Here is an 11,394-nt window from a genome sequence, read left to right as displayed (position 1 = left end):
TTTATGAAGTATCAACAAGCAACAGATTTTGAAAAACAGTTGATAAAACTGTACTACTGTCAGGGAATTGGTCTGCAAGGTTGTTGGAAGATCATTTGGCATTGGTTGGAAACAAAAGAGATGAATTGTTCGCTGGAAGAGATGATTGCCATCGGGGTCCTTCCACAGCACCGTGCAGTTTTTCGGCGATCATGGGAGCGATTGACAGACGAACACATCGCACAAAAGATGGGCGCACAAAACTACCTCACTTTCTTCTCGGCGGAGTATCCGATGCTTTTACGACAAATTGCGGACCCGCCATTGATGCTTTTTTATGAAGGGAATCTGCAATTGCTACAAACGACCATGATTGGCTTTGTTGGTGCAAGAACGGCGTCCTTATACGCACGAAAAGTTTGCGAAAAGCTGATTCCACCTCTAGTGACGGAAAATTATACCATCGTTAGCGGATTGGCCAATGGTGTCGACAGCTTTGCTCATGAATCAGCCATCAGAAATCGTGGACAAACCATTGCTGTGATTGCTTCTGGGATGGACCATTGTTATCCGTCATCTTCCTACCGTTTGTTCCAGCAGATCCGTCAAGAACATCTGGTGCTAAGCGAATATCCGCACAATACCAAACCGCAAAGATACCACTTTCCGCTGCGCAATCGCATTATTGCTGGGATCTCAAAAGGGGTCTGCGTAATTGAAGCCAAGGAAAGAAGCGGTTCTTTGATTACGGCACATTTAGCGATGGAAAACGGACGAGAAGTTTTTGCAGTGCCTGGTGAAATGATTTCCGATCAGTCAAAAGGTTGTCACCACTTGATTCAAGATGGCGCAAAATGTACGATTAGTGTGTCAGATATTTTACAGGAGTTAGCCTTTTTTTGATTTTTCCAATCAACCTTCCTTGACAAACCTTTTCTTGAAAGCTATGATAAGCTACGATTTGTATGTTTCATCTGCATACGATAGGTTCACTGATTGATAGAATATAATAGTAGGAAAAATTCAGGAAGGAGCCATTCTTTATATGGCATATAAATATTTAGTAATCGTGGAATCGCCAGCAAAGGCGAAAACCATTGAAAAATACCTTGGACGAAATTACAAAGTCGTCGCAAGTGTCGGTCATATTCGTGATCTCCCTAAAAGTAAGATGGGGATCGATGTCGAAAATGATTATGAGCCTCATTACATTTCGATCCGTGGAAAAGGTGACGTGATCAAAAGTCTCCGTTCTGCTGCGAAAAAAGCTGAAAAAGTCTACCTCGCAAGTGACCCGGATAGAGAAGGAGAAGCCATTGCTTGGCATTTAGCTTTTCTACTTGGACTAGATTTAAAAGATAAAAATCGTGTCGTCTTTAATGAAATCACTAAAGATGCGGTCAAAGCAGCCTTCAAAGAGCCAAGAACGATCGATGTGGATCTCGTCGATGCCCAACAAGCACGGCGGATCTTAGACCGATTAGTCGGGTATTCATTGAGTCCGATCCTTTGGCGCAAAGTCAAAAAAGGGTTAAGTGCTGGACGTGTTCAATCGGTGGCGCTTAAGATCATTATTGATCGTGAAAAAGAGATCCGTGATTTTGTTCCTGAAGAATATTGGAGCATTGATGGAAACTTTAAAAAAGCCACGAAGAAATTCAAAGCCAATTTTTGGGGCTTAGATGGCAAAAAGAAAAAATTACCGAATGCTGAAAGTATTAAAGAAGTCACCGATCGCCTTTCTGGTAAAGACTTTCAAGTGACAAAGGTTGAAAAGAAAGAACGCAAACGGAATCCATCTGCACCATTTACCACCAGTAGTTTGCAACAAGAAGCAGCCCGCAAACTGAATTTTCGAACACGGAAAACCATGATGGTCGCACAGCAGCTCTATGAAGGGATCGCCCTTGGCAAACAAGGGACTGTCGGTTTGATTACCTATATGCGTACCGACTCGACGCGAATCGCTGACACAGCCAAAGGGGAAGCAGCCGAATTTATCGAAAACACCTATGGTTCAGAGTTCTCCGCTCACGGTGGCAAAAAACGCGCCAATGCACAAGGGGCGCAGGATGCCCATGAAGCAGTAAGACCGACCAGTGTTTTGCGTACGCCAGAAGCCATGGAGAAATTCTTAGACAAAGACCAATTAAAATTGTATCGCTTGATCTGGTCTCGCTTTGTGGCTAGTCAAATGACGCCTGCCATTTTGGATACGATGAAAGTTACTTTGGATCAAAATGGTGTCATCTTTATTGCCAATGGTTCAAAGATCAAATTCAAAGGATTTATGCAGGTCTATGTGGAAGGACGCGATGATGGCAAAGAAGACAAAGAGAACATCTTGCCAGAGTTAGTCGAAGGAGATGTCGTTCAATCCGTATCGATCGAACCGAAACAGCATTTCACCCAACCACCTGCTCGTTACAGCGAAGCAACGTTGATCAAAACCCTTGAGGAAAACGGTGTGGGTCGTCCTTCAACCTATGCACCGACGTTAGAAACCATTCAGCGGCGTTATTATGTGAAATTGACGCAAAAACGTTTTGAGCCAACTGAACTTGGTGAGATCGTCAATTCGTTGATCGAGGAATTCTTCCCGCAAATTGTTGATATGCATTTTACTGCTGAAATGGAAAATAGCTTGGATAGCATTGAAGCTGGGAAAGAAGAATGGGTCAAAGTTGTCGATCAGTTTTATCGCCCATTTGAAAAAGAATTGACGACTGCAGAAGAAAGTATCGAAAAAATTCAAATCAAAGATGAACCTGCAGGCTTTGATTGCGATCTTTGTGGTCATCCGATGGTGATCAAATTAGGCCGCTACGGAAAGTTTTATGCTTGCAGTAATTTCCCAGATTGCCGCAACACAAAACCAATCGTGAAAGAAATCGGCGTTGAGTGCCCTGTCTGTCATCAAGGGCAAGTCGTTGAACGCAAATCGAAGAAAAACCGGTTGTTTTATGGTTGTACCCGCTACCCTGAATGTGACTTTACTTCTTGGGACAAACCAGTGGGTCGTAATTGTCCGAAGTGTGATAATTATTTAGTCGAAAAGAAAGTCAAAGGCGGGAAACAAGTCGTTTGTATCAAAGGCGACTATGAAGAAAATGTGCAAAAATAACTAGCAGGATATCCTATTAAAAAAGAATCGGCGTATTCTCTTGAACGGTCAGCCTCATCGTTGGCTGACAAAAGAAAGCGCCGGTCCTTTTGATTAATACAAGCTGTTTCTTATGAAAAGAGACGAGCTTTTGAAATAAAAGGAGAGCACTATGAAAGAAATCAATGTTATTGGTGCCGGTTTAGCCGGAAGCGAGGCTGCGTGGCAAGCAGCGCAAGCAGGTGTCGCAGTAAATCTTTATGAAATGCGTCCTAAGAAGTCGACAGAAGCCCATCACACAAATAATTTTGCCGAGCTTGTTTGTACCAATTCACTACGAGGCAACAATCTAACGAATGCGGTCGGTGTCTTGAAAGAAGAAATGCGTCGCTTGGATTCAGTGATTATCACTTCTGCAGACAAAACAGCGGTTCCAGCAGGTGGTGCCTTAGCTGTGGATCGCGATGATTTTTCAGAGTTGGTCACCAAACGTGTCAAGGAGCATCCTTTAGTTACAGTCATCGAAGAGGAGATCACTGAAATTCCAGAAGGCATCACTGTGATCGCAACAGGTCCATTGACTTCTGAACCGCTCTCAAAAGCGATCCAAGCCTTTAACGGATCTGAAGGATTTTATTTCTATGATGCTGCAGCACCAATCGTTGACAAATCAACCATCAATATGGATAAAGTTTATTTGAAATCTCGTTACGATAAAGGTGAAGCAGCCTATCTGAACTGTCCGATGAATGAAGAGGAGTTTTATGCGTTTCGTGAGGCCTTGGTCAATGCAGAGGTGGCTCCTTTGAAAGAATTCGAAAAAGAAAAATTCTTTGAAGGGTGTATGCCGATCGAAGTCATGGCTGGTCGTGGTCCGAAAACCATGTTGTTTGGTCCGATGAAACCAGTTGGGTTAGAAGATCCGAAAACTGGCAAGCGTCCTTACGCAGTGATTCAGCTGCGTCAAGACAATGCGGCGGCTTCTCTTTACAACATCGTTGGCTTTCAAACACATTTGAAATGGGGCGAACAAAAACGGGTATTCCGAATGATCCCTGGCTTGGAAGAGGCTGAATTTGTGCGCTATGGCGTGATGCATCGGAATAGTTTTATGAATTCACCTGAGCTTTTGCAACAAACCTATCAATCGAAAAAACGTGAGGACCTCTTTTTTGCTGGACAAATGACAGGGGTCGAAGGGTATGTGGAAAGTGCAGCCAGCGGGTTGATGGCTGGCATCAACGCTGCCAAACTTGCAAAAGGCGAAGCACCGATCATTATGCCACAAGAAACGACGATTGGTAGTATGGCGTATTATATCACCCATGCTGAAGGCAAACACTTCCAACCAATGAATGCAAACTTTGGGTTGTTGCCAGAACTTCCAGAGCGAATCAGAGACAAGAAATCCCGTTATGAAGCATTGGCAAATCGAGCGTTAGCTGCTTTAGAAAAAGCCAAGGAACAATTATAAGCACGATGATCGAAAACTTTCTTACTGATAATTGGTGAGAAAGTTTTTTTTTAATTTGTCTTGAAACTTTAATCAAGGTGACTTATGATAGACAGTAACAATGACAGAAGGTGGTGAAGATGGTGATCGGAGAATGGATTCATTTGATTCAAAACTATTTACAGCGTTTTCCTACAGTGATCCAATTTTTAGGTTGGCTGATCCTCTTGGTCGGGGTCATTTTCGTTGTCTTTGTTGCATTTAGTTTGCTGTTGGGGCCCTTTATGTGGCTCTACAATCGCATCACAGACAAAAACCGCAGCAATGTCATTAGCCGTAATGAGTTTGTGATCGGCGAACTGACGGAAAAGATTGTCGGAGATACAATCGGCGAAGTGATGGAAATAGGGAGTCAAGGTGCACGTTCTGTTTATCCTGCTCGTTTTTTTCGAGAAGAAGATCGTGAAAACAATGTTCGATTGCCAGTCGGCACCAAAGTCATCATTGTCGATTTTGATAAAAAAGGGATCGCGTTGGTGGTTGAAAGTAAAAATTTTATAGAATAGGAAGTGTTAGGTTATGGTGGATACAGGATCAGCAGTTGATTTTTTAAGTAATCCGATTTTATGGGGCGTTGTCCTCGTAGTTTTATTGATCGCCTTTTTGATGATACGCTACCGAATCGGAAAACCCGATGAAGCGTTGATCGTCACGGGGTCGTTTTTAGGAAAAGAAGGCATCAAGATTTTAAAAAACAGTGGGACGTTTGTGATTCCTATTGTTCAAAAGGCACATAAATTAAGTTTACTGACCCACAAGTTAGAGATTGGGACACCAGAAGTTTATACAGAACAAGGCGTACCGATCAAAGCCAGTGCCACGGTATTAGTGAAAGTCGGCAACAGTACCGAGTCGATCAAGACAGCCGCTGAACAATACTTAGGCAAATCCACTGGTGAACTGGAAGATGAAGCGCAAGAAGTCTTAGAAGGTCACTTACGGGCAATTCTAGGAACGATGACGGTGGAAGCCATCTACAAAAACCGCGATGATTTTGCGGAACAAGTACAAGAAGTTGCCTCTACGGATTTGAAAAAAATGGGGCTGGAGATCGTTTCATTTACGATCAAAGACGTTAGCGACAGCAATGGGTACCTCGATGCTTTAGGGCGTCCCCAGATTGCTGAAGTGAAGAAGAATGCTGAAGTAGCAGAATCCAATGCCTTAAGAGAAACGCGGATCAAGCAAGCCGAGAATGAACAGTTGGCACAGCATGAAGAGATCCGTCGCCAAACAGAAATCGCAGAAGCGACAAAAGATATGGCATTGAAACAAGCGCAGTACAAACAAGAACGTGAAGTTGCGGATGCGAAAGCAGAGCAAATCGCGGTCGGTGAGCAAATGAAAGTACAATTGATCGAGCAAGAAAAAAATATTGAGATTCAAGAGAAACAAGCGGAATTGACAGAAAAAGAATTGAATGCAACTGTCCGTAAAAAAGCCGAAGCAGATAAATATGTCGTTGAACAAAACGCATTAGCAGACAAAGCACGTGAAATCGCCCGAGCACAAGCCGAAGCAGAAAAAGTCAAATTGGCTGCACAAGCGGAAGCGGAACGAATTGAAAAATTAGGTAGTGCCGATGCGGAACGAATCGCAAAAGTCGGTCAAGCCGAAGCGGAAAGCCGAGAAAAAATGGCGATCGCTTTGACCAAGCTGAACGAAGCTGGTATTTTGATGGAATTTATCAAAGTGCTACCTGAAATTGCGAAAGAAGTCAATGCACCCCTTAGCAATATCGATAAAGTGGTTAGCTTTGGCGGCAATGATGGGCTTCAATCAATGGGAGAAGCTGGCTTAGCTCGAACCTTTGATACGATCAAAGAAACCACCGGATTAGACTTAGTGGCGTTGATCAATGACACCATGTCCACAAAACAAGGAAACAAAGAGCTAGTTCAGGCTGTTTCACAAAGCAATGGTTCGCCTCAGCCAACAACGGAGCGGATCGAATAAAAGGAAATAAATGGAAACGTACCAGTCCCTCTCTATTTTGAGAAAGGGACGGGTACGTTTTTATGGCTCTTTTGAGTGATCTTTCTGAAGAATGATAAGAATCTTACGAAGATTCTTAGAAAGTTTTCACAATTATGTCTAAACTTTGAAATATTGATTAAATTCTGACAATTCATTTGTTTTTTTTTGTGGTCTATGCTAAAGTTATTTCGAATCATGAAAAGGGGGGTTACTTTGCAAACGGATCAATTACAAGAAGAGTTTTTTCGTTATCTTATTGTTGAAAGAGGGTATTCGGAAAAGACAAAAAAAGCGTATCAAGAAGATATGAACGATTTTTTTCACTTCTTGAAAGAGTCTGGCAATGAAGACCCGTTAGCGGTGGAGTATCGTGATGTTCGTGTCTATTTGAGCTACTTGACGGAACGAGGGTATAGCCGTAATTCCATCAGTCGGAAAATGGCTAGCTTGCGTTCATTCTACCAATTTCTAACCAAGCATGAGATCGTCAAAGAGAATCCCTTCGCCTACATTCATTTAAAAAAGAAAAACGCCAAATTGCCGCGTTTTTTTTATGAAAAGGAAATGGATGCTCTTTTTCAAAGTGTCGCTGGTGATGAGCCATTACAACAGCGCAATCAAGCATTGTTAGAAGTCCTTTACGGTTCAGGTCTGCGGGTCAGCGAGTGTAGCAGTCTGACGCTGGGCGCGATCGATTGGGAAAGCGGCGTTTTGTTGATCCACGGAAAAGGCAACAAAGATCGCTATGTTCCTTTCGGCAGTTACGCACAAGCGGCAGTCAAGCGCTATCTTTCCTCAGGGCGCAAGCAACTGATGGAAAAGCAGAACAAGGAACACGAGGTTCTTTTCGTGAATCATCTAGGTGATGGGATCACTGCAACAGGGATCGAGTATGTGTTGAATCAAATCATCCGAAAAAGCAGTTTAGACAGTAAAATCCATCCTCATATGCTGCGGCATACGTTTGCGACCCATCTATTAAACAACGGAGCCGATATGCGGACCGTTCAAGAATTGTTGGGGCATGCCAATCTATCTACGACACAGATCTATGCGCATGTCACCAAAGATAGTTTACAAAAAAATTATCGCCAATTTCATCCACGTGCGTAAAATTGGTACAGGAGGAACGTAAATGAAGTCAGAATTTCATTCAACCACCATCTGTGCGGTTGAAAAAGATGGTAAGTTTGCCATGGCCGGTGACGGTCAAGTAACGATGGGAGAACAGGTCGTTATGAAAGGAACCGCTCGGAAAGTCCGTCGAATTTACAACGGTGAAGTGATCGTTGGCTTTGCCGGTAGTGTGGCAGATGCCTTTACCTTGGAAGAAAAATTTGAAGGAAAACTAAATGAATACAACGGAAACTTGCAACGAGCTGCAGTAGAATTGGCACAAGAATGGCGGACGCAGCAATCGATGCAAAAATTAGAGGCGATGCTGATCGTCATGAATGATAAGGAGATGCTTTTAGTCTCTGGGACAGGCGAGGTCATTTCGCCAGATGAAGGGATTTTAGCTATCGGTTCAGGTGGAAACTATGCCTTGGCGGCAGCCCGTGCGATGAAACGTTATGGCGGTGAACTATCTGCCAAAGAAATCGCTGAAGGTGCCTTGAATATCGCAGCAGACATTTGTGTCTTTACGAATCACAATATCATTGTAGAAGAGTTTTAAAGAGGGATGACGATATGACAAACCAAAACAAATCACCACGAGAGATCGTGAAAGAATTAGATGAATACATCGTTGGACAAACCAATGCAAAAAAATCAGTGGCGGTTGCATTAAGAAATCGTTACCGCCGACTGCAATTAGATGAAAAAATGCAGCAAGATGTCACACCAAAAAATATTTTGATGATTGGACCAACGGGCGTTGGGAAAACGGAAATTGCGCGACGGTTAGCGAAAATCGTTGATGCGCCTTTTGTTAAGCTAGAAGCAACGAAATTCACAGAAGTCGGTTATGTCGGTCGAGACGTAGAATCGATGGTTCGTGACCTTGTAGAAAACGCGATCCAAATCGTGAAAAAAGAACAATATAAAAACGTGCGCATCCAAGCGGAGAAAAAAGCCAATCGTCGTTTAGTAAAAGTCTTAGTTCCCGGTATTAAAAAGGAACAGAAAAAGAACACCAATCCTTATGAACAAATGATGAATATGTTCAATGCCGCACAACAACCAGAAGAACCAAAAGAAGAATTGACAGATGAGATTCGCAGCAATCGCCAAGCAATTTTCGAACAATTAGAAAAAGGCCTTTTGGATAACCGAGAAGTGACGATCCAAGTCGATGAACCGAAAAATCAAGCGCCAATGATGAACAATGGCTTAGAACAAATGGGCATTGATTTGAATGAAACATTAGGAGCATTGAAACCGCAAAAGAAAATTGAACGCACAGTAACCGTGAAGGAAGCGCGGGAATTGTTGATTCAAGAAGAATCCTCCAAACTGGTCAACGACGCGGATATTCATAGCGAAGCATTACGTTTGGCGGAATCTAGCGGCATCATTTTTCTTGATGAAATCGACAAAGTATCTTCGAAATCACAGCAATCAGGAGAAGTTTCTCGTGAAGGGGTGCAAAGAGATATCTTGCCGATCGTTGAAGGCTCACAAGTCAACACGAAATATGGAACGTTACAAACCGACCATATTCTCTTTATCGCTTCGGGCGCATTCCATCTATCAAAACCAAGCGATTTGATCCCTGAGTTGCAAGGGCGTTTCCCGATCCGCGTGGAGCTGGATGACTTGACGAAAGAAGACTTTGTTAAAATTTTAACGGAACCAAACAATGCCTTAGTCAAACAATACGTTGCCTTGTTAGGAACCGAGAATGTCAAAGTGGTCTTTACGATGGAAGCCATCGAAAAAATTGCCGAAATCGCGTATCAAGTGAATCGCGATACCGACAATATCGGTGCCCGTCGTTTGCATACGATTCTAGAGAAACTACTTGAAGATCTATTGTTTGAAGCATCTGAGATGCAAATGGGGGAAATCACGATCACAGAAGCGTATGTGGAAGAAAAACTTGCGTCAATCGCAAAAGATGAAGACTTAAGCCGGTATATTTTATAAAGGGAGCGGACCAATGAAAACATTATTAGAAAAGACGAGACAAATCAACGAATTATTGCAGCAAAAAAACACCTTTAATTTAGCTTCTGATTTGCCTTACGACAAAATGGCTGTCATTTTAGGAAACATTCTAGACAGCAATGCGTATATTATTAGCGTCGATGGTAGCGTGTTAGGTTTTGTTGAGAACCATGATGTCAATAATGAACGCATCAAAAAAATGTTTGTCGAAAAACAGTTTCCTAAAAATTATACAGATTTAGTCGATCACCTGACTTCCACAGAAGCCAATGTGCCAATCAGTGACGATATGACGGCTTTTCCTGTGGAAGGCCGAGAGCTGTATCCCAACGGACTAACAACCATTGTACCAATCTACGGTGCAGGGGAACGTTTAGGGACGATCATTCTTTCCAGAATCGATACATCCTTTGATGATGATGATTTGGTATTAGCGGAATACAGTGCGACGGTTGTTGGTATGCAGTTTCTGTATCAAAAATCCCGTAGTATCGAAGAAGATGTTCGCAGTACCACAGCTGTTCAAATGGCGATCAACACGCTTTCTTATAGTGAGCTAAAAGCTGTTCAAGCAATTTTTGAGGCATTAGAAGGAGACGAAGGTCGTTTGACCGCATCAAGTATCGCTGACCGTATCGGCATCACCCGTTCGGTGATCGTGAACGCTTTGCGTAAATTAGAGTCTGCCGGTATTATTGAATCCCGCTCTTTGGGGATGAAAGGCACCTATTTAAAAGTGCTTAACAGTCGCTTTAAAGAGGAATTGACGAAACATCAATATTAGGAGATGAGACCATGACAGTTACCATCACGGCCGGTCATCTGCAAGCAAAAATTGCAGAAAAAGGGGCTGAGCTGCAAAGCTTAGTCGATACGAGCAATGACCTTGAATATATTTGGCAAGCTGATCCAAACCACTGGGGAAAGCATGCACCGATCTTATTTCCGATCGTGGGTGCGTTAAAAGAGGATACCTATCAACATGAGGGCAAGAGTTATCATTTGCCTCGTCATGGATTTGCCAGAGACATGTTATTTACTGTCGTTGAACAACGCACAGATTACGCTTTGTTTTTACTAGAAAGTTCGACTGAAACCAAAGTAAAGTATCCGTTTGATTTCCAGCTGTATGTCAGTTATGAATTAGGCGGTGATGGCTTAGTCGTCAAATACCAAGTGAAGAATAGCGGTCAAAAGGAACTCTATTTCTCCATTGGTGGACACCCTGCATTCAACGTCCCACTTGAAAAAGGGTTGACTTTTGAAGACTATTATCTTTCTTTTTCTCCAAAGAAATCACGGGTGAAATTGCCGTTAAAAGGCAATTATATTGATTATGAGCAACGCACACTCGGTCAAACGAATACGGATCTACGCTTGACCCATGACATGTTTGCAAATGATGCGCTAGTTTATGAAACGAAAGGATTACATTCCTACTCGATTCGCAGTGAAAAATCGCCTCATAGTGTCACGTTAAGCTACAATAATATGCCGTATGTCGGTTTTTGGTCCACTTATCCAGTGAAATCGCCATTTCTATGTATTGAACCATGGTGCGGCATCGCAGATACGCTAGAAGCCTCCGGTGAGCTGTCAGAGAAGCTGGGGATTCAAGCACTTCTACCTGAAGAATTATTTGAAACAAAGTATTCCATTACAGTTAAATAAACGTATGAAAAAAGAAGCTGGGAAAAGCGCAATGACTTTT

The 11,394-nt window shown here is 42.7% G+C and carries 10 protein-coding genes; all 10 read left to right on the top strand.

Translation table 11 applies throughout. The features are described 5' to 3' along the window. Positions 1 to 3 precede the first annotated feature (3 nt). The 10 genes from dprA (at position 4) to ACTW1R_RS10535 (ending at position 11,354) form a co-directional block, all read left to right on the top strand. Positions 4 to 882: a DNA-processing protein DprA gene (gene dprA, locus ACTW1R_RS10580; RefSeq protein ID WP_271814469.1), complete on the top strand. Its 879-nt coding sequence runs from the start codon at positions 4 to 6 to the stop codon at positions 880 to 882. Between the two features lie 142 nt (positions 883 to 1,024). Then, positions 1,025 to 3,103 carry a type I DNA topoisomerase gene (gene topA / locus ACTW1R_RS10575; protein ID WP_005229621.1) on the top strand — a complete coding sequence of 693 codons (2,079 nt, stop codon included), beginning with the start codon at positions 1,025 to 1,027 and terminating at the stop codon, positions 3,101 to 3,103. Positions 3,104 to 3,254: 151 nt separating this feature from the next. After that, positions 3,255 to 4,556, top strand: a complete 1,302-nt coding sequence (gene trmFO, locus ACTW1R_RS10570; RefSeq protein WP_005229622.1) for an FADH(2)-oxidizing methylenetetrahydrofolate--tRNA-(uracil(54)-C(5))-methyltransferase TrmFO — start codon at positions 3,255 to 3,257, stop codon at positions 4,554 to 4,556. 119 nt (positions 4,557 to 4,675) lie between these two features. Continuing rightward, on the top strand, positions 4,676 to 5,101 hold the full coding sequence (locus ACTW1R_RS10565; RefSeq protein ID WP_010749390.1) for a hypothetical protein: 426 nt from the start codon (positions 4,676 to 4,678) through the stop codon (positions 5,099 to 5,101). A gap of 13 nt (positions 5,102 to 5,114) precedes the next feature. Continuing rightward, entirely contained in the window at positions 5,115 to 6,551 is a 1,437-nt protein-coding gene (locus ACTW1R_RS10560) for a flotillin family protein (protein WP_015510006.1), read from the top strand. Positions 6,552 to 6,746: 195 nt separating this feature from the next. Next, positions 6,747 to 7,685: a tyrosine recombinase XerC gene (xerC, locus tag ACTW1R_RS10555; RefSeq protein WP_080544137.1), complete on the top strand. Its 939-nt coding sequence runs from the start codon at positions 6,747 to 6,749 to the stop codon at positions 7,683 to 7,685. Positions 7,686 to 7,707: 22 nt separating this feature from the next. Beyond that, positions 7,708 to 8,250 (top strand): ATP-dependent protease subunit HslV, encoded by a 543-nt coding sequence (hslV, locus tag ACTW1R_RS10550; protein ID WP_005229630.1) that lies wholly within the window; start codon positions 7,708 to 7,710, stop codon positions 8,248 to 8,250. A gap of 14 nt (positions 8,251 to 8,264) precedes the next feature. Beyond that, positions 8,265 to 9,662: an ATP-dependent protease ATPase subunit HslU gene (hslU, locus tag ACTW1R_RS10545; RefSeq protein ID WP_010749393.1), complete on the top strand. Its 1,398-nt coding sequence runs from the start codon at positions 8,265 to 8,267 to the stop codon at positions 9,660 to 9,662. Positions 9,663 to 9,675: 13 nt separating this feature from the next. Next, a complete protein-coding gene (gene codY, locus ACTW1R_RS10540; protein ID WP_005229632.1) occupies positions 9,676 to 10,467 on the top strand; it encodes a GTP-sensing pleiotropic transcriptional regulator CodY in 792 nt (263 codons plus the stop codon). A gap of 11 nt (positions 10,468 to 10,478) precedes the next feature. Then, the gene (locus ACTW1R_RS10535) at positions 10,479 to 11,354 is read left to right on the top strand and encodes an aldose 1-epimerase family protein (RefSeq protein WP_252709111.1); all 876 of its coding nucleotides are present in this window, start codon (positions 10,479 to 10,481) and stop codon (positions 11,352 to 11,354) included. Positions 11,355 to 11,394: the final 40 nt, after the last annotated feature.

The sequence above is a fragment of the Enterococcus sp. R12 genome, from assembly GCF_058135755.1.
This window is presented reverse-complemented; position numbering and strand designations above follow the sequence as displayed.

Excerpts from the sequence above, each read along its gene's own strand:
- dprA (WP_271814469.1), top strand. The coding sequence starts at position 4 with ATGAAGTATCAACAAGCAACAGATTTTGAAAAACAGTTGATAAAACTG.
- topA (WP_005229621.1), top strand. The coding sequence starts at position 1,025 with ATGGCATATAAATATTTAGTAATCGTGGAATCGCCAGCAAAGGCGAAA.
- trmFO (WP_005229622.1), top strand. The coding sequence starts at position 3,255 with ATGAAAGAAATCAATGTTATTGGTGCCGGTTTAGCCGGAAGCGAGGCT.
- ACTW1R_RS10565 (WP_010749390.1), top strand. The coding sequence starts at position 4,676 with ATGGTGATCGGAGAATGGATTCATTTGATTCAAAACTATTTACAGCGT.
- ACTW1R_RS10560 (WP_015510006.1), top strand. The coding sequence starts at position 5,115 with ATGGTGGATACAGGATCAGCAGTTGATTTTTTAAGTAATCCGATTTTA.
- xerC (WP_080544137.1), top strand. The coding sequence starts at position 6,747 with ATGCTAAAGTTATTTCGAATCATGAAAAGGGGGGTTACTTTGCAAACG.
- hslV (WP_005229630.1), top strand. The coding sequence starts at position 7,708 with ATGAAGTCAGAATTTCATTCAACCACCATCTGTGCGGTTGAAAAAGAT.
- hslU (WP_010749393.1), top strand. The coding sequence starts at position 8,265 with ATGACAAACCAAAACAAATCACCACGAGAGATCGTGAAAGAATTAGAT.
- codY (WP_005229632.1), top strand. The coding sequence starts at position 9,676 with ATGAAAACATTATTAGAAAAGACGAGACAAATCAACGAATTATTGCAG.
- ACTW1R_RS10535 (WP_252709111.1), top strand. The coding sequence starts at position 10,479 with ATGACAGTTACCATCACGGCCGGTCATCTGCAAGCAAAAATTGCAGAA.